The following is an 18,363-nucleotide window of genomic DNA, read 5'->3' as shown; positions in this document are numbered from 1 at the left end:
ATAAATAAGTATGACTAGAGTTCATGATTTATTAGAACAATGTTATCTGTCCTTCGCCATCCAAATTGCTATCATTATCTTCAGAGGGCTCGCTATCTAAATGTGATACATTTTCTTCATCAACCACCTCAATATCTTCAGCTGCTATTTCTTCAGGAGCTTCATAAGGCAAGGAGTCCAATAAGCTTACCAAATTGATTTTATCTCGAGTTAACTGGTTGCCAAGAGCTGTAATTCCTTTTACCGAAATAAATTCTTCAAAATTTACTTGCATATTTTCTTTTCGGTCCTTGCCTCGCTCTTTAGTAAACTCCACATCTGCTATTGGACGCCAATCTGTTGAAACAATTTCAAGTTTCGAATTCGGGTGATCGGAAATAAAACTTTCTTCCCTAGCTTCGTTTTCAACTACAAAACGCTTCACATAATAACGTTCTTTTTCCCCATCGAAATAAATAGCAGAAATAGGTTTTTTAGGAATCCATTTTTCCATGACTATCATATCGTCCTCAAAATGCGTTGTGATTTCTGGAATAATAGTTCTCACGTTACCCGATTGGGTAATAATTAAAATACGGTCTTCCCCTCTAAATTCTCCAACCAATTCACCGCGCTCGTCTACATTTAAACGTTGCACCGTGTCGTCGAACCATATTTTACGAGGTTTTAAGGTGGATACTCCTTTTTCCTTTAACTCAACTTTTTTAATGGCATGTTTAGTTACCACATTTCCTTTAGATGCGCGACCTTTAATTAAAACCTCGGCAAAATCTAAATCCCATTTCAGTTTTTTAATGCTTCCTACTTGTCGCAAATTAATGGTTACCATTTCGGCTTCGCCATTTGGATTTGCTGAAAAATACCAAAGCATGGAACCTTTGGTGCCATTGGTTAAATCGTATTCTCTATCTCTGGTTGTAGAAGTTACGGAAAAACGCTTTACGTATGATGGGCCTTTGCTCCCATCTCTATAAATCAAGTTATAAATGGTGCGTTTATCCTTTTTCTTGAAGACGGCCACATGGATGATATCTTTACCTACAAAGATTTTTGCATCCACTTTGCTCACCATCATTTTCCCTTCTTTGGTAAACACAATAATATCGTCTATGTCGCTACAATCGCAAACATATTCATCTTTTTTAAGAGAGGTTCCAATAAAACCTTCAGCTCTATTTACATAAAGTTTGGTGTTTCTAATAACCACTTTGGCAGCATCTACATCTTCAAAAAGTCTGATTTCCGTTTGTCTTTCTCTTCCTTTTCCGTAGTCCTTTTTAAGTCTTTCAAAAAAAGCAATGGCATAATCAATCAAGTTTGCCAAATGGTGTTTTACTTTCGCTATTTCATCTTCAAGCGCATCTATTTTTTGTTGGGCTTTATCGATATCGAATTTAGAAATACGTTTGATTCGAATTTCTGTTAACCTAACAATATCCTCTTCTAAAACAGCGCGTTTTAAATGAGTAGTATGAGGTTTTAATCCAGTATCAATAGCTTGAATAACGCCTTCCCAAGTTTCTTCTTCTTCAATATCGCGATAGATTCTATTTTCAATAAAAATACGTTCCAAAGAAGCAAAATGCCATTGTTCTTCAAATTCGCCCAACTGAATTTCCAATTCACTTTTTAGGAGTTTTACCGTATTATCTGTAGAATGACGCAGCATTTCGGATACACCTACAAACAAAGGTTTATTGTCTTCAATAACACAACCTAATGGTGAAATGGACGTCTCGCAACCCGTAAACGCATATAAAGCATCAATGGTTTTATCTGGAGAAATTCCTGGAGGCAAATGCACTAAGATTTCAACTTTTGCAGCTGTATTATCTTCTATTTTTTTGATTTTGATCTTCCCTTTTTCGTTGGCCTTTAAAATGGTTTCTATTAAAGACGAGGTATTGGATCCAAAAGGAATTTCGGTAATAGCCAACGTGTTTTTATCCCATTGGGAAATTTTGGCTCTAACACGAACTTTTCCACCACGTAAACCATCGTTATAATTGGTAATATCGGCTATTCCTGCTGTAGGAAAATCTGGATAAATAGTAAAGCCTTTCCCTTTTAAATGTTTTATCGAAGCATCAATCAGTTCAATAAAGTTATGAGGTAATATTTTTGTTGAAAGTCCTACGGCAATTCCTTCCCCTCCTTGCGCCAAAAGCAACGGAAACATTACCGGAAGGTTTACAGGTTCCTTTCTTCTTCCATCGTAAGACGCCTGCCATTCGGTTATTTTTGGATTATAAACAACATCTAAAGCAAATTTAGACAAACGTGCTTCTATATAACGGGAAGCTGCAGCGCTATCTCCTGTAAGGATGTTTCCCCAGTTTCCTTGGGTATCTATCAATAAATCTTTTTGTCCAATTTGCACCATGGCATCTGCAATACTAGCATCTCCATGTGGGTGATACTGCATGGTATGTCCAACAATATTGGCCACTTTATTATAACGCCCATCATCCAAATCCTTCATGGAATGCATGATACGACGTTGTACGGGCTTAAAGCCATCTTCTATGGCAGGTACGGCGCGTTCTAAGATTACATAAGATGCATAATCTAAAAACCAGTCTTTAAACATGCCAGAAACCTTGGTAATGGTTTCTTGATTTTCCTCTTGATCATTTAACAAATTGTTGTTCTCTTCGCTCATTAATCCTTAGATTTTCTGTTTTCCTTTATCATTTTACTTAATGATTGTCTAATATATTTTCTTTTTTTTCTAGAAACCAAAGTCACATTAAAACGTTCTTTTTTGGTATGTCCGTTCGAACTTTTAATAAACAGCACCAACTCCTTATACACTAAGTAATTATTGAATTTAAAGCCTATAAGTTTGTCTTTGTGAAATTCTACCGAATGTTCTCTGTAATTAAAATGGTCTGAGAGCAATAACCCTTTATTGGTAACTACCACTTTTAAGCCGTCGCTATCGTATTCAAAGTATTTTGAAATAAAATGAACGATAAAGAACAGCGCACCAAAACCAAACACTAGTACAAAAATAGTTATGAGTGGGTTTGGGGTCAATTCGTTAAATACTCTAAAGATAATTGCCAATAGTACAGCCAAAACAATCAGCACAAAATAGACGGAAATAATAACATTTCTTACTTTAGAATTATTGGTTCTCATATTTTTTCCTCAACTAAATCCAACTCTACTTTTAAGTTGTCTATAATAAATTCCTGTCTGTCTGGCGTATTTTTACCCATATAGAAAGAAAGCAATTCTTCAATAGACATGTCCTTATCCAACATCACAGGATCTAGACGAATATTTTCACCAATAAAATGCACAAACTCGTCTGGAGAAATCTCACCCAAACCTTTAAATCGGGTGATTTCTGGTTTAGGTTTTAGTTTTTCAATAGCATTGCGACGCTCTTCTTCGGAATAACAATAAATGGTTTCCTTTTTATTTCTCACCCTAAATAAAGGCGTTTGCAAAATATATAAATGTCCTTCTTTAATAATTTCCGGAAAGAATTGTAAGAAGAAAGTAATCAATAACAGTCTAATATGCATGCCATCCACATCGGCATCTGTAGCTATTACTACGTTGTTATATCGCAGATCCTCTAAAGATTCCTCGATATTTAAAGCGGCTTGAAGGAGGTTGAATTCTTCGTTTTCATAAACAATTTTCTTGCTTAAACCATAGGAGTTTAGGGGTTTACCTTTTAAGCTAAAAACGGCTTGGGTATTCACATCCCTAGATTTGGTAATACTTCCGGAAGCCGAATCTCCCTCCGTAATAAACAGAGTGCTTTCTAAATATTTTTCATTTTTGATATCGCCAAAATGCACACGACAATCCCGCAACTTTTTATTGTGAAGATTTGATTTTTTCGCTCGGTCTTTAGCTAACTTTCTAATTCCAGAAAGTTCTTTACGTTCGCGTTCTGCTTGAAGGATTTTACGTTGAATCTTTTCGGCAGCCTCCGGATTTTTATGTAAATAATTATCTAAATGTGTTTTTAGGAAATCGTTAATAAAGGTTCTAACCGTTGGCAGCTTCCCTCCCATATCTGTAGAACCCAGTTTTGTTTTGGTCTGACTTTCAAAAATAGGCTCCATCACTTTAATGGAAACAGCCGAAACTATCGATTTTCTAACGTCTGAAGCCTCATAGTTTTTTCCATAAAACTCTCTAATGGTTTTTACTAAAGCTTCCCTAAAAGCAGCTAAATGCGTCCCTCCTTGTGTGGTGTTCTGTCCGTTTACGAAGGAATGATATTCTTCACTATATTGGGTTTTACTATGTGTAATAGCTACTTCAATATCTTCGCCCTTTAAATGGATAATGGGGTATAATCTGTCTGTATCCTTAATGTTTTCGGATAAAAGATCTTTTAAACCATTTTCACTATAATATTTTTCACCATTAAAAATAATGGTCAACCCAGTGTTTAGATATACATAGTTTTTAAGCATTTTAACCACATACTCGCTTCTGTACTTATAATTTTTGAAGATGACATCGTCCGGAATAAAAGAGACCTTTGTTCCTTTTCTTCTGGAAGTATCATCCAATAGATCTTGGTTGGTAAGATTTCCCTGTTCAAATTCAGCCGAAGCCGATTTATTATCTCGAGTGGATTCTACTCTAAAAAAGGAGGACAAGGCGTTTACAGCCTTAGTACCAACCCCATTTAAGCCCACCGACTTTTTGAACGCTTTGGAGTCGTATTTTCCACCGGTATTCATTTTAGAAACCACGTCTACCACTTTACCCAAGGGAATACCCCGTCCATAATCGCGAACAATTACTTTATTGCCTTGAATGGATACATCGATGGTTTTTCCAGCTCCCATAACATACTCGTCTATGGAGTTGTCCAATACCTCTTTTAAAAGTATGTAAATACCATCGTCTGGAGATGATCCATCGCCTAGTTTCCCAATATACATTCCAGGACGCATTCTAATGTGTTCTTTCCAGTCTAGGGAGCGGATGTTATCTTCGGTATAATTGGATTGTTCAGACATAATTTGGCGCAACATTTTGGTACGTTGCTAATATAAGGTTTCGTGTTAAAATATAAAATACCAGAGCTACAAAGTAATTAACAATAAAAAGCCCTTGTTGTTGAGAACATTGGCTTTTAATCCGCTTATACTGGTTGACAGCGACTATTATTAAGGTGTATATGGCGTATCCATAGGGTTGATATGGACTAACCATTAAGTATCTACGGGTGAACCTAGGATAACTTAGGAATTTACACTTGATTTTTTAGTTAATTGGGGTCTTGTATATGCTCTAGAATAAAGCAAGTTACAACATATTTAATTAGTTACAAAGTTCTGTTGCAAAGGAGCGCCATTGGTCATCACCTCCACGTTTATCCTAGGAGATATCTGCCTCTAATTCTTGATAAATAACGTTACTGCATACAACTTTAAATTAAACAGTTAATCAACTTGTTACACATTAAACAAGAAATGCATGACATCGCCATCTTTAACAATGTAGTTCTTTCCTTCCACGCGCATTTTTCCAGCTTCTTTTACTTTGGCTTCACTACCAAGCGTAGCAAAATCCTCGTAAGCAATGACTTCAGCTCTAATAAAACCTTTTTCAAAATCGGTGTGAATAACTCCTGCAGCTTGTGGTGCCGTAGCTCCAACATCTACTGTCCAAGCACGGACTTCTTTAACTCCAGCCGTGAAATAGGTTTGCAAGTTTAACAACTTATAAGCCGAACGGATTAATTTTGAGGATCCTGGTTCGTCCAGACCGATATCTGATAAAAACATCTGACGTTCTTCATAATCGTCCAATTCGTTAATATCTGCTTCTGTACCAACTGCCAATACCAATACCTCAGCATTTTCGTCTTTTACGGCTTCTCTTACTAAATCTACATAGGCGTTTCCAGAAACAGCGGCTCCTTCGTCCACATTACATACATACATTACCGGTTTGTCTGTAATTAACTGGCTTGGTTTTACAAAATCTTCATAATCTTCTTCCGAAAACTCTAAAGCTCTTACAGAAATTCCAGCCTCTAAACTCGTTTTGATTTTTAATAAAACAGCTTCTTCTTTTTGGGCCTCTTTATTTCCTGTTTTAGCTGCACGTTTTACTTTCTCCAGTTTTTTATCGACTGTTTCCAAGTCTTTTAACTGCAACTCCATATCGATGGTTTCTTTATCGCGAATGGGATCTATTTTTCCATCTACATGGACAATATTGTCGTTATCAAAACAACGCAACACGTGAAGAATGGCATCTGTTTCACGAATATTTGCCAAGAACTGATTTCCCAGTCCTTCGCCTTTACTCGCGCCTTTTACCAAACCTGCAATATCTACAATCTCTACGGTTGCTGGTTGCACGCGTACAGGCTGTACAAGTTCTTCCAGTTTTTCCAATCTAGGATCAGGAACGTTTACGATCCCGATATTAGGCTCTATGGTACAAAACGGAAAGTTGGCACTTTGCGCTTTGGCATTAGATAAACAATTAAAAAGGGTCGATTTTCCGACGTTTGGTAATCCTACGATGCCTGCTTTCATATTTCCTATCCCTACTCCTTTCCTAGGGAAAGAGAGCTATTGGGCTGTTTTAATTATACGTAATTCCTGCAAAGGCAGAAATCTCTTTAAATTGAATTTATTTTTTCAAGCTGCAAAGGTAGTTAATTCCTTGAAAAGTTTGAATGAGGAAGTGTGGAAATGTTTTTGCGCTGCGAATTTGTGTGGGATGCTGTTGTTTTTATAACTCTCCTCCTTGTTTTACAGGATTTTTTTTAAAACTGATGAAGGGAAGCGTCGTTTTTACTTTTGTTTTTTATGGGTACCAATTTAATTATTAAATAACTCTGCAATATCTAACTGACAAAGGGCGGAACTATATATTCTAACATCGTCAATTTTTCCTTTAAATGTGTTAGATGGCATATTTAATCTCGTCCCAATTACAAGTGGTAAGTTGTCGTTAAAAATATCTCCTTCAATTGCCTTAATGGCCACAAGGTCCTCATTAACATATAAATACATTTTTTGGTTTTTAAGTACACCTGTTATAAGATACCAGTTATTGGTTTGATATCCTTGTTTTCTTGCCTGATAAAGCACTCCACCGGCGGTTATGGAAAAAATAATATCGTTTGAATTACTCAAAGCCAATCCAAATGGCCAAGAAGAATTACCATTTACATGGCTCCCTTTTCTAAGGATTTCTTGCGTTTTTATTTCTTCTGGATATATCCACGCCGAAATGGTAAATTCATTATTTAAAAATAACTGGTTGTTGTCTTCAATTTGGATGCTATCGTCTATTCCGTCAAAAGAATATGCCGATTCAGACTCTGAAAATCTATTAGTTGTTAATACGGCTCCAAAAACAGTTCCATGATTATTAAAACCACTTTCATCCATAACATTGGAGTTCATTGGATAATATGCGTTTAACACTGGAGATGTATTGGTATTGCAAGGAGACACCAAAGTAATACGAATATTTATATTTTTAAAAGTAACTTCATTTTGGATTCTGGCCGTAGCAACAATTATAGGATTTCCAATAAAACCTGTAACATATTGTGCTTTTAATTCTCCTGTTAGTTGGTCTATTTTTAATGTGTTATTTGGGGTTTGTTCTATAATTGAAAACGTTAAACTCCCATGACTTGTGGTGGCCTCTACTATCCCTAGAGACTGATTGACTAACGGCATAGCTTCAAGGGTTGCGTTAAAATCAAAAGCAGTTATTTCATTAGAGTCATTGAGGTTGATTGTTATGTTAGCTGTATCAAAAACTTCTCCATTTTCTGCCTTAATAACCCCAATAATAATTGGATTGGTGTCAAAATCAAAAAGTGTCTGATCCAAAACTCTTATTTCTCCTGTTGAAGGATTAATTACTAAAGCATCATTGGGTGATTGTTCCGTAATTGAAAACGTTAAATTTCCTTGGTTGGTTGTTGCTTCAACAGTTCCAAGTAATTGGTTGTTAGTAGGGTTTTCGTTTATAGTTATTGTTATATCTGAAATAGTTACAGTTGTTTCATTTATTTCTTCAGTACTATTTGAGCAAGACATGGTCAATCCTATAAATGCCCATAGTACGATTTTAACTTTATTCATTTTTTATTTGTTTTATATTTCAGTTTTTATAAATTAATAACTATTAGAAAAAGATTCGTTTTTAATTTATTGGTTTAAATTCCTGATTACTGAAAGGAGAACTATCTGGTATTTTTACTACATTAAATTCAAAATCTACCTCGCTATGACATTGGTTGCACGTATTTGTAAGCAAGGTGTAACTACTTTCGAATAAAACGGAATTTCTCTGCTTAATGGCCTTGCTAATACTATCTAAGGGAGGAATTATTATTCCTATCATTTCGCTTTCCTTTCGTCCTGCTTGATATTTCTGAATGTCCTCAACGGCTTCCATAAGCTCGTGCACTTCAAAATCTGCCAGTTTCCAGTTTTCATTTTTCCCGGCAAACCAGAGCTTTAGATGATGTGCTTGTATGCTACTCATAAAATCTCCGAAGCCAGGCTTGTAAGTGTCTGCTAGTTTTATTTCCAAACTATCTATACGGTTTTGCAATATTTTTGTGTTGTCTGTTTGTTGATTGCAGGAAAAAAGTCCAAAGGTGAATAACATGAAAATAATTTGTCTCATAGTAGTGTTTGTTTAGTGTTTGTAAGGTTGCGATAGCTGGTAAATAACTCGCTATATTATATCTAATTATAGCCATATTCTCAAATATAGTAAGAATATCGAGCCAATTAAAACCATTTTAATATTATCTATAAATAAACCCGCTATGTAAAAAGTATTTTAAACCTTTATTAAAGTTGGGTTTTTAAATTTCAATATGTTGTGTAAAAACTGGTCTTGTTGTACAGCCGTGTTTTTAATTTTCCTTTTTCGAGCCGCTTACTATCCTCGAAACAATTCCTTTTTGATCTGTAAATTCTGCAATTAATACGCCGGATATATGAAGGGCAATAAATCCAACTAAATAATAGATTCCAAGTACATGGATGCTTTCCATAGGTTTTTTAAGTTCTTTGGGTCCCAATTCTATTATAAGTCCAGTTGTTAACGACACCATAACGCAGATATAAAAAACTATATAGGTCCATTTTTGAAACTTCTCCTTCATGGAAAGATTTTTAACAAGGGGGTTTTGAAGTTTCATTTTTCCAAAAAAAGGAAGCATCAAACGCAAACTGAATAATCCGGTCAATAGGTATCCAAAATAAATATGCCAATCCCACATAGGTTGTCTTATCTTTTTTGCTAAAACAATGAGCTGATCTTCCGTAAGGACTTGACCAGTATCTATCAAGTAATTTTGAATAATAGCTGCCACATTGTACTTGTTCATCCAGGTTAATCTTAAAAAGATTGTAATTAATAAAAGTACAAACGTTATAGCAATGGCCCAATGCATTATTCGATACGTTTTAGAATATTTAGTCATTTCCATAAGGTTCTTTTTTCAGATGATTAATATCTTTTTTTTTTAACCATAAATATAATCCTATTCCAAAAAAGAGAGGACATTTAATGTTAAAATGTTTTTAAAAATTGCAGATACAGAAATCCTTCAATAGAATGTGTTTTTTGGTGTTTCCTCTAGTTTACCCTTTCACTCCAATGGAAAACGACTAATTAACCCTACAAAAAAGCCCTTAAAAAAGGGCTTAAAAAAATTCAAGTTTTTTTCATGATATGGGTTTAAACAAACAGGTACCTGAAATATAGAGGCTCTTATTTAGCTTGGCCTAAAAGTCGCCTAGCGGCGTCTGATGCACAAATTAGTCCTGCAGCCATCATTATAACATCTTTTAATACCAATCTACCGGCACCTGATAAATATGGAAATCCAAACTGTGGTGTGGGAAAATCTCCTCCAAGATTTGGCACATACACTTCTGGTGTTGTAATTAAAAAAGTAAGGGTGACTAACGACATACCGAAGGTTAACAGTCCGCCTATAAGTCCGATTTTAGCATACCAAATACCAAGAATGGTCAATAAGCCAATAATCAATATAACAGTTCCCAAACCATAGGCGAAAATGTAGGTTCTATTTTCTTTATGCCAATCTATATTTTTTTGAACCGTTTTTCCTTCTGGATTTTTAAAATCCTTGTATTCTGGTGCTTCCTTGTTATAAAAGAAAGCCATTAACGGACTATTTGCTACAAATGGCACAATGCCGTCAGCTTCATATTGAAAGACTTTGAGTCCACCAATCCAGGCCATTACTATAAATATGGATATTCTTAACAGATTGATATAATTTAATTGGTTATTGGCTAAAATTGTAATTAGTTTATTCATTGATTTTGTTTTAAATGTTTTTTAATTTCTAGTATCTGGTAGTATGTACTAAATCGTGTTAGTTCGTTTTGATTAAAATTTTGAGCGAAAATAGGAAGAAAAATCAAATAGAGCTTTTTTAGATTGATGGTTCAGTATATTACTTTGGGATAATTCTACGTCAATATCATCTTGATTTTGCCTAAGTTTTATATCTACGATACAGTTTCCCTGATTATCCTCATAGTTCAGTTCAACATGTTCCTATATCTTTGCCTTATCATTTTAAAAAATAAATTTTATGGCAGTAATTATGTATGTAGAATTTCCACATAAAGACCTATGGGGAAAAGATATGGCAAATCAAATGACAGAGCTTGCTAAAAGCATCATGCAAGAGCCTGGATGTATTTGGAAATTTTGGACTGAAGATCAGAAAGAAAATGTTGCTGGAGGTATTTATCTATTTGATACGCGAGAGCATGCGGAAAATTATCTAAAAATGCACACCAAAAGGCTTGAGAGTTTTGGATATTCAAATATTCAAGGCAAAGTTTTTGAAATAAATAAGGATCTTTCTGAAATTTGTAAAGCCCCTTTTTAATTTAAAAGCTATAGGATTTAGATACCCATTAAATAATCTCTTGTTTTTTGTTTATCTAAATCCTTAAATTATGGCAACAGATTGATTAAACAGTGTTTAAACGTGTTAAGAAACTAGTTTTCTTGGTGTTAAACTTAATGTTTATTCTATTTTTATTGCCGTCATATAAATTTTACTCAAACCATTATCACTTTGATGAATATATGTTGTTAAATCGGACATGGTAGTGAATTTTCTTGGCTTCATATTATTTCGCTTGCTTGTAAAATACAATATGTGGTTTTGCTCATCATAAAACGGGCAATATTCCATATATTTTGTATTTATTGGAACGCCTAAGTTTGTTGCTTTTTTCCAATGTCCGTTGGCGTCTTTTTTTGAAATGTATAAATCGCCACTTCCTTGACCATCTTCTTCGTTGTATTTTGAATAGATTATAAAGTCTTCATTCTCTGAGATAAAAGCATTAAACTCATACCCTGCACCGTTGATATTTTCATCTAATAAAATGGGATTTGAATATTTGTCACCTTCCCATTTACAAAAATAAATATCATCTTTTCCAAAGCCATCGGGAGATACCATCGTAAAATATAGGTTGTTGTTTTTACTAACGGAAGGGTAAAACTCGTCCAATTCTGAATTTACTGGCTTCCCCATATTCTTTGGCTCAGACCATTTATCGTTCTTATTATTTCTATCCACATACCAAATATCAAAGTCCTTTTTTTCAATTGTGGTATCATTTAAGGGCCTATCGGAAGCAAAAAACAATCGGTTATTATCATACGACAAAAAAGGTTCTAAATACATATACTTATCATTGAAGGGTAACAATTCTGGCTGAGACCATTCATTATTCTTCTTTTTAATGTATGCTAGTTGCGAAATTTCTTGGTTCGGACTTTGAATGGTGAAAAACGCTTCATTTCCATCTTTTGAAAGACAAAAATCACGCACATTGACAAATTGATTGAGTGTTTTATCAAATTGTACTACCTCTGATTGATTTTGGGCTACTAATACATTTGAAATAAAAATTAAGAAAATTACTAACCTGATTTTTTTTAGAATTGAAATTTTATACATTTTTTTATTATTTAAATAAATACTCAACGATTGTTTTTGCTGCTATTTTACTACCTTCTAATGATGGATGAAACCCATCGGAGCCATAATATTGAAAATTGCCTGTACTTTCAAAATAATCTTTCCATACGTGTCCTACTGGAAGCAAAATGGCGTTATTGAATAGTGCGGCATCTTTATAATTTTTTATAACATTATCAAAAGACTGGTAGTAGTTTAATGACGGCCAAACCGTAAAGTAACAAAGTTTAGCGTTATTTACTTTACAGATGCTACTATACTTTTTTCCATATTCAAAAAGCATATCCCTGCCATTAATTTGAGAAGAAGGTCCTTGTTGAATAATAACAAAATCATAATTTTTAGTTGCAATCAATTTTTGGATTTCGCCTTCATTCCAATGATCTAATATGGAATAATCAGGAAATGCAATCATTTTATAATCTATTTTAATTCCTTGCTGCTTGGCTGTTTTCTTTACGAGTTCTGGCAAGTTATTAGTATAGGTCAGGCTGTTGCCTATAAATAAAATACTTGTTTTTGTTTTGGAAGCTTTATTACTGGATGTTTGTTGACTATATGCATCTGAAAATGAAATTATGAATAGGCAGAATAGGGTTAATATTTTATTCATATTATGAGGTTTGTTGCTAGTTGTTACTGAAATTGTTTCATTAAAATGAGCTATGTTTTATAATAGGTATTTGGCAGTAGGTTTTTTTAATCGAAGTGCATTTTCATTCCTTCATGAGTTGCTTTAAACCCTAATTCTTCATAAAATTTAATTGCTCTTGGTCTTTTTTTATCAGAGGTTAACTGCAACATATGGGCATTCTTCTCTTTCGCTCTAATTATAGCCCATTCAAACATTTTTTTTCCAATTCCGAGACCTCTTTTATCTTTTCTAATTATTACAGATTCTATTTGAGCTCTAATTCCGCCACAATAATTTAGATACTGAATAAATGATAATTGTAAAGTTCCAATAATTTCAAAATTTTCATTTTCGACAACAATTAATTCTTGATTTTCGTCAGAATCTATTTTATTAAACGCGTTTAGATATTCTATTGGTAATGGGTTTTGGAAGTTTTCTCTTTTTTTCCCGAGCATATCGTCAGCCATCATTTCAACAATGGATGAAAGATCTTTTTTTGTCGCTTTTCTAAAATTCATTATTAATTTTATTATTAAATTTACCGGTATCTCTAGTGTACATGTTCCACGAACCTATTTTTTTTCCCAACTCAATAGAATCTAGATTCTAATAAAATTGTGATTATTATTTTCATGAAATTTTGTAACGATTCCGATTCTTATGCTTCTTTTTCCTTTAAACACCGCCCTCTAGGTGCATTCGCCTCCTCAAGGACAATTTCAGAATGTAAAAATTGTGCAGCGGCTGCCGAATCTTTCACTTTGGAAGCACTACGTTTTAACATTTCCAATTCAAACGCTTTTAAAACACTTTCTCTCAATCCAACTTCTTTCCATTTTGATAAGGGATGACATTCTCTTGAAATGCTTCTGGCCAGTGCCAACGCATCCAACAGTGCCTGGTTGGCTCCTTGACCTTTAAACGGACTCATAGGGTGTGCTGCATCTCCAATAAGAGTTACTGAACCTCCTTTATCTAACAATTCTGGAGGAAGTATTTCTCGATCGTACACCGGATAGCCTGAAACTTGAGTTTGTAAAGTTGCTGCTAAAATTTGAGGAATTGGATCGTGCCAATGCGTTCTACGACACGCTTCTTCCTTAAGTGCCTGAGGGCCTAAAACACTCAAGTTCTTTGCCTCAATTTCAGACATGGGAAAACTCAATTGCCACATGACGGAGTCGGTCTCAAAAGGCATAATATAAATCCGCTCATTGCCATTAGCCGTTTGAAATACCGTGGCCGAATCTAGTAAAGGACTATCAAGACCTTCGATAGCTTTTAATGGACACACACCCAAAATTACCATACAATCTAAGTAATGTAAAGGGGTTGCTTCCTCGCCAATTAGCAACTTGCGCACAGAACTGCGAATTCCATCGGCACCAACCACAAGATCTGCCTTAACATGCTTTACTTCTCCGTCTGCCTGAAAGCTTAAATCCACCGCGTCATTCTCACAGTTTTTAAAGTCTATTAACTGATGTCCCCAATGCACGGCATCATGTCCGCCAAGTTGTTCAAGCAAAGCTAAACGTAAAGACTGCCTTGCAATATGCACATTTGTACGTTTGGGAGTTTTTTTTGTATCTGTATCCAACCATTTTTTCATGCCCCATTCGCCAATTACTTTTCCATCTGTATTATGAACCACATGTTTTTTGGAAACAACTCCTTTTGCTAAAGAAAAAATCCCCAACCCTTCAATGGCTTTACTCGCTTGTTGTAAAGTAAGACCATAACCTTGTGAACGAACATCAAAACCATTATCGCGCTCATAAAGAGTAAAAGGAATTCCACGGTGCAAACAGGCCACAGCTAAAGCCACACCACCTATTCCGCCACCAATAATAGCAATATGCGGATAGTTTTTTATATCTGGTATCGGATGACTGGCTGAAGAAATGAGCCCAGATCCGCTACAGTTTAAGCAAGAATACAGATGACCTTTAGGGCGAATGGGAGCCGATGCTTTTTTGTTGTCTTTTTTAAATTGATCGAGTGCTAACTGGTAACGAAGTCGCTCTTTCTTACGGAGACGCTGTCTTTTTTTACCACTACCATAACATTCTTTGCAAATAGTCCAATTTGCTGCTTTACTTTCCATCTTTTTCACTTCTAAATTATTTTACACTCATTTGATGATGAGCTTAGAATTGGCTCTAACATTTTCCATACAAAATACTTAGCTATTTATAATTCTAATTATTTCATTCATGGATGTTTTAGCTTCTTTCATTATTGGTAGTAAAGGCCAAATATGTGGCATATTTTTTCCTTCAATTATTTCAAGATTAATTTTAGCTTCAATTAGTTTTTTGACTGCCAGCCTCTGGTCCGGATAAGTAATATCATTTTCTGCAAGAAATAAAACTGTTGGCGGAAAATTTTTAAAACTCCCATATAACGGTGAAATCATTTCATTGGTCAAATCCATATTCTCTGCACACATTTTTTTTGCACTTAACACGCCTTTTTTAGATAACATCGGGTCTCTTTTTTCTAAATCTAAAATCTCAAGATTAGACATACTTGCATCCATAACAGGAGAAACAAGAATTATTTTACGTGGCAACTTTATTTGTTTTATAATAAGACGTTGAATTAAACTTGTTACTAAAGTTCCTCCTACTGAATCTCCCATTAAAAAAATTTGATTCGTCTTGTAATTCTTGAGTGCAACTTGGTATATGGCATCTATATTCTCAGATATTTTTACAATCTTATTTTCGGGTGCTTTAGGGTAATTGCACATCCAAACCTGACACTTTGTGTTTTGAGCAATATTTTTAACAGCATCCCAATGATGTTTGGCGGGACCAGAAATAAAAGCGCCTCCGTGAATAAACATCAGTAGATTCTTCGAATTTTCATTTACACTTACTTCCGTAATTAAGGAGTCTAAAACTTGAAAAACTCTATGGTGTTTCTTCCTGAAAAACGCTCGCTTGGGCTGATGCACATCATCTTTTCTAATTTTATTGAAATTTATTGGGTCTTTATTAAAGTCTTGTTTTAAACCTTTTAGCTTAATTATTCCTAAAGTTATATAGTATGTTAAGCTCTGTTTCATTCATTCTATTAATTAACCTCAATATTTTATATATCCTGTATAATCTACTTATTTATATAAACCCTGCAAATGTAATATTTTTCAAACCAGTAAAACATGGACCTTAATTAGATACTATTTTTTAAGGTATTTTTAAAATAAGTCTGTCAATAATAATAATAATAATAATAACTCCTATATAATTTAAACAAGCAAAACCAAACAAAGAACCTCAAGCATGCCGGTTTTTAAACCAGCTTCTACTTGAGGTAAATTAGTTTATAATTATTGGATTCAAATTATGGAATCATTACAAATTAAATTTATAGTTAAGTCCAATTGTCACGAACACGTTATCTTGTCTGAAAGCACTATTAGATAAATTATAACTATATCCATATTGCATTTGTAGCTTAATTTTTTCAAATCCAGCTTTTAGGGTTAGAGCGGGTTCCACTAAAAAATTAGAGGAATTATCTTTTAAGTAGGCGGTTTGGTCGGTTCCTGCATAAATCAAATCACCTTTTATATTGTTAAACGAAAGGTTCACAAATCGTGAAGAAACCGCAGCTGAAAAATGTTTTGTTTTATAGCCGAAATTTGGTTGAATTCCTAGCCTTATAATATTGGCGGAAATATCTCCTTCGGTAGCTGGATTAGCCTGTATAGTAGATGGGAGGTGATTCTCAAAACTACCATAACCAATAAGTCCATACGCTTCAAAAACCCAATTATCACCTATAGGTTTGAAATATCCTCCAGCTACTTCGGCAAACTTACCCGAACCTCCATTGCCATTAGTGCCATCTGTAGGAATAAATAATCCCCCATTTAATTTTACAGCAAAATGATTCGTAATTCCATAAGCTCCTTGAAATTCAACTTGGTTTCCATTTCCTGAAATTGTTAGATCTGTTTCTCCTTTTTCTGAAATTAGAGGAACGTTTTGAGTATTTGGAGTATAAAATTTCGGATTACAGGACATAAATACAAATCCAATGATTAAAACAATAAAATTTCTCATATGTGTTACTTTTTTTTTAATTTTAAGAGCTAAACAAACCCTTTATTTCTCGGATAAACATAAGATAATTTTACAAATATTGGTCGATGACCCAAACTATTTGGAGGTTTAAAATTTGTATTTATGACTTTTAAAAACAATAAAATTAAACTAAATAATTGACTAACAACTAACTAGATGTCAACAAGAAGAGGGACAATTATTAATAAGATTTTATGCAAAAAATTTATATAGGATAAACAGCATGTTTCCCTCCACCCCTCTATAAAACTTATATATTAACCAAATACTAACTCATAAAGAGTATTTACTCAGTCAGCTCAACCGATTACTCATTTCTGCCTCTTTTGAAGTTATTTCGTCCTAATTTAATATGCTTTTTAAAAACTGCGCTTTTAAAGATTAAAATTTCTCAATCTTAGCAAAATACTTGGGCGACAGCTATAAAATAACTAATGTTATAAATCCTTAAGAACGTTGTATTATTTTAGTTTCTTAATTTCGGGAACTATATAGTCATTCAACAAATTGGTTGTTTGATTGTGAGATTCCATTCCTCCATTAAAATACGTGCTGGTTAAAACAACCACTAAATCCAAGTCTGGAAAAACAGCCACTTTATTGCCTCCAGTTCCAGTCATAAAGTTGGCTTTTACTTTTTCATCTGGCTTGCCAAACTCGGAGAGCCACCATAAGTATCCGTATTCATAATCGAACATACCTACTTCTGCTTGAGGTTTCATCGATTTTAAAACGAAATCGGATGAGATAATTTGCTGATTATTCCATTGACCTTGGTTTAAGTACAGCTGCCCTATTTTTAACAAATCCCTGGTTTTTAAACCCAATCCCCCACCCGTCATTGGCAACCCTTTGGGCGTCTTCTGCCAATGGTAATCGATGATTCCCAGTTTAGAGAAAAGAGCTTTGTCGGCATAATTTTCCAAAGAACCAGAAAGGGTATTAATAACATCGCCCAAAACCACCACGCCTGCCGTGCAATAGCTAAAGCTTCTACCATATTTTGAGTCTTGTGGTTTGGGTTTCCATTCCGGAAAGCCTTTTATGGGCAAGTCCCAATAAAACTGAACCCAATCTTCAATAAGGTACATTTTCTCTTCGTTTCCACGAGAGTTTTGGTCCCAATCATCGCATTCCAAAAGGGAAGACATCGTGAGCAAATCTTCAATAGTCACGCTGTTTTTTCTAGTATCTGGGTATAAAACAGCTGTAGCTTTAGAATATTTAGAAGCTTTTTCGTCTACCGATTTTAAAGAACCATCTTGAATGAGGCAACCAATAAGGGTTCCTGTAATGGTTTTTGTTGCCGAGCGGGTGTTGTGTTTGGTGTCTGGTTGATTGCCATTGTAGTAATTTTCAAAAACAACTTTTCCCCGATGAGCGATAACCACACTGGAAATTTGTTTGAAACCACCAATTTTAATAAGACTATCCATTTCTTGGAGGTTTGAATTGTTTTCAAATGGATTTTCAGTTTGCCAACCGTCGTTTATTTGATCTGGTTGAAAAGGATTGCTTTGTGCGTTTACATGGAAACAAAAGAACGCAATGAATACTAGAAGATAAATAATTTTCATTTTTTGATTGATTGATGAATCTATCTGACG

Annotated in this window: 16 protein-coding genes; 1 reads left to right on the top strand and 15 read right to left on the bottom strand. The window is 34.4% G+C overall.

Going from position 1 to position 18,363, the window contains the following annotated elements; all coding sequences use genetic code 11:
- Nucleotides 1–31: 31 nt before the first annotated feature.
- From VKY47_RS06315 to VKY47_RS06280, 8 genes are all read right to left on the bottom strand, one after another.
- Nucleotides 32–2,662 carry a DNA gyrase/topoisomerase IV subunit A gene (locus VKY47_RS06315; RefSeq protein ID WP_324311316.1) on the bottom strand — a complete coding sequence of 877 codons (2,631 nt, stop codon included), beginning with the start codon at nt 2,660–2,662 and terminating at the stop codon, nt 32–34.
- Entirely contained in the window at nt 2,662–3,144 is a 483-nt protein-coding gene (locus VKY47_RS06310) for a hypothetical protein (RefSeq protein ID WP_324311314.1), read from the bottom strand. The genes VKY47_RS06315 and VKY47_RS06310 overlap by 1 nt, the downstream gene beginning before the upstream one ends.
- The gene (locus VKY47_RS06305; protein ID WP_324311313.1) at nt 3,141–5,000 is read right to left on the bottom strand and encodes a DNA topoisomerase IV subunit B; all 1,860 of its coding nucleotides are present in this window, start codon (nt 4,998–5,000) and stop codon (nt 3,141–3,143) included. The genes VKY47_RS06310 and VKY47_RS06305 overlap by 4 nt, the downstream gene beginning before the upstream one ends.
- 438 nt (nt 5,001–5,438) lie before the next feature.
- Nucleotides 5,439–6,533 carry a redox-regulated ATPase YchF gene (gene ychF / locus VKY47_RS06300; protein ID WP_324311311.1) on the bottom strand — a complete coding sequence of 365 codons (1,095 nt, stop codon included), beginning with the start codon at nt 6,531–6,533 and terminating at the stop codon, nt 5,439–5,441.
- A gap of 288 nt (nt 6,534–6,821) precedes the next feature.
- Nucleotides 6,822–8,105, bottom strand: a complete 1,284-nt coding sequence (locus VKY47_RS06295; RefSeq protein ID WP_324311310.1) for a LamG-like jellyroll fold domain-containing protein — start codon at nt 8,103–8,105, stop codon at nt 6,822–6,824.
- 61 nt (nt 8,106–8,166) lie between these two features.
- Nucleotides 8,167–8,655: a hypothetical protein gene (locus VKY47_RS06290; protein ID WP_324311307.1), complete on the bottom strand. Its 489-nt coding sequence runs from the start codon at nt 8,653–8,655 to the stop codon at nt 8,167–8,169.
- Nucleotides 8,656–8,890: 235 nt separating this feature from the next.
- Nucleotides 8,891–9,469 carry a cytochrome b/b6 domain-containing protein gene (locus VKY47_RS06285; RefSeq protein WP_324311305.1) on the bottom strand — a complete coding sequence of 193 codons (579 nt, stop codon included), beginning with the start codon at nt 9,467–9,469 and terminating at the stop codon, nt 8,891–8,893.
- A 284-nt stretch (nt 9,470–9,753) separates the two neighbouring features.
- On the bottom strand, nt 9,754–10,329 hold the full coding sequence (locus tag VKY47_RS06280; protein WP_324311303.1) for a DUF417 family protein: 576 nt from the start codon (nt 10,327–10,329) through the stop codon (nt 9,754–9,756).
- 280 nt (nt 10,330–10,609) lie between these two features.
- On the opposite strand from VKY47_RS06280, the gene VKY47_RS06275 reads away from it, so the two are divergent.
- Nucleotides 10,610–10,912 carry a monooxygenase gene (locus VKY47_RS06275; protein ID WP_324311301.1) on the top strand — a complete coding sequence of 101 codons (303 nt, stop codon included), beginning with the start codon at nt 10,610–10,612 and terminating at the stop codon, nt 10,910–10,912.
- A 141-nt stretch (nt 10,913–11,053) separates the two neighbouring features.
- Here the strand turns inward: VKY47_RS06275 and VKY47_RS06270 are convergent, their stop codons facing one another.
- The 7 genes from VKY47_RS06270 to VKY47_RS06240 form a co-directional block, all read right to left on the bottom strand.
- The gene (locus VKY47_RS06270; RefSeq protein ID WP_324311299.1) at nt 11,054–12,001 is read right to left on the bottom strand and encodes a TolB-like translocation protein; all 948 of its coding nucleotides are present in this window, start codon (nt 11,999–12,001) and stop codon (nt 11,054–11,056) included.
- Between the two features lie 7 nt (nt 12,002–12,008).
- Nucleotides 12,009–12,635: an SGNH/GDSL hydrolase family protein gene (locus tag VKY47_RS06265; RefSeq protein ID WP_324311297.1), complete on the bottom strand. Its 627-nt coding sequence runs from the start codon at nt 12,633–12,635 to the stop codon at nt 12,009–12,011.
- Between the two features lie 86 nt (nt 12,636–12,721).
- Nucleotides 12,722–13,177 (bottom strand): GNAT family N-acetyltransferase, encoded by a 456-nt coding sequence (locus VKY47_RS06260; RefSeq protein WP_324311295.1) that lies wholly within the window; start codon nt 13,175–13,177, stop codon nt 12,722–12,724.
- A gap of 140 nt (nt 13,178–13,317) precedes the next feature.
- The gene (locus VKY47_RS06255; protein WP_324311293.1) at nt 13,318–14,766 is read right to left on the bottom strand and encodes an FAD-dependent oxidoreductase; all 1,449 of its coding nucleotides are present in this window, start codon (nt 14,764–14,766) and stop codon (nt 13,318–13,320) included.
- Between the two features lie 78 nt (nt 14,767–14,844).
- On the bottom strand, nt 14,845–15,732 hold the full coding sequence (locus VKY47_RS06250) for an alpha/beta hydrolase (protein WP_324311292.1): 888 nt from the start codon (nt 15,730–15,732) through the stop codon (nt 14,845–14,847).
- Between the two features lie 289 nt (nt 15,733–16,021).
- The gene (locus tag VKY47_RS06245; RefSeq protein WP_324311291.1) at nt 16,022–16,735 is read right to left on the bottom strand and encodes a hypothetical protein; all 714 of its coding nucleotides are present in this window, start codon (nt 16,733–16,735) and stop codon (nt 16,022–16,024) included.
- Nucleotides 16,736–17,217: 482 nt separating this feature from the next.
- On the bottom strand, nt 17,218–18,333 hold the full coding sequence (locus tag VKY47_RS06240) for a serine hydrolase domain-containing protein (protein WP_324311290.1): 1,116 nt from the start codon (nt 18,331–18,333) through the stop codon (nt 17,218–17,220).
- Between the last annotated feature and the right edge of the window lie 30 nt (nt 18,334–18,363).

Source organism: Xanthomarina sp., from assembly GCF_035306705.1.
GTDB lineage: Bacteria > Bacteroidota > Bacteroidia > Flavobacteriales > Flavobacteriaceae > Xanthomarina.
This window is presented reverse-complemented; position numbering and strand designations above follow the sequence as displayed.

Bases quoted from the DNA above. Each gene is read 5' to 3' on its own strand.
- VKY47_RS06315 (WP_324311316.1), bottom strand. From the start codon at position 2,662: ATGAGCGAAGAGAACAACAATTTGTTAAATGATCAAGAGGAAAATCAA.
- VKY47_RS06310 (WP_324311314.1), bottom strand. From the start codon at position 3,144: ATGAGAACCAATAATTCTAAAGTAAGAAATGTTATTATTTCCGTCTAT.
- VKY47_RS06305 (WP_324311313.1), bottom strand. From the start codon at position 5,000: ATGTCTGAACAATCCAATTATACCGAAGATAACATCCGCTCCCTAGAC.
- ychF (WP_324311311.1), bottom strand. From the start codon at position 6,533: ATGAAAGCAGGCATCGTAGGATTACCAAACGTCGGAAAATCGACCCTT.
- VKY47_RS06295 (WP_324311310.1), bottom strand. From the start codon at position 8,105: ATGAATAAAGTTAAAATCGTACTATGGGCATTTATAGGATTGACCATG.
- VKY47_RS06290 (WP_324311307.1), bottom strand. From the start codon at position 8,655: ATGAGACAAATTATTTTCATGTTATTCACCTTTGGACTTTTTTCCTGC.
- VKY47_RS06285 (WP_324311305.1), bottom strand. From the start codon at position 9,469: ATGGAAATGACTAAATATTCTAAAACGTATCGAATAATGCATTGGGCC.
- VKY47_RS06280 (WP_324311303.1), bottom strand. From the start codon at position 10,329: ATGAATAAACTAATTACAATTTTAGCCAATAACCAATTAAATTATATC.
- VKY47_RS06275 (WP_324311301.1), top strand. From the start codon at position 10,610: ATGGCAGTAATTATGTATGTAGAATTTCCACATAAAGACCTATGGGGA.
- VKY47_RS06270 (WP_324311299.1), bottom strand. From the start codon at position 12,001: ATGTATAAAATTTCAATTCTAAAAAAAATCAGGTTAGTAATTTTCTTA.
- VKY47_RS06265 (WP_324311297.1), bottom strand. From the start codon at position 12,635: ATGAATAAAATATTAACCCTATTCTGCCTATTCATAATTTCATTTTCA.
- VKY47_RS06260 (WP_324311295.1), bottom strand. From the start codon at position 13,177: ATGAATTTTAGAAAAGCGACAAAAAAAGATCTTTCATCCATTGTTGAA.
- VKY47_RS06255 (WP_324311293.1), bottom strand. From the start codon at position 14,766: ATGGAAAGTAAAGCAGCAAATTGGACTATTTGCAAAGAATGTTATGGT.
- VKY47_RS06250 (WP_324311292.1), bottom strand. From the start codon at position 15,732: ATGAAACAGAGCTTAACATACTATATAACTTTAGGAATAATTAAGCTA.
- VKY47_RS06245 (WP_324311291.1), bottom strand. From the start codon at position 16,735: ATGAGAAATTTTATTGTTTTAATCATTGGATTTGTATTTATGTCCTGT.
- VKY47_RS06240 (WP_324311290.1), bottom strand. From the start codon at position 18,333: ATGAAAATTATTTATCTTCTAGTATTCATTGCGTTCTTTTGTTTCCAT.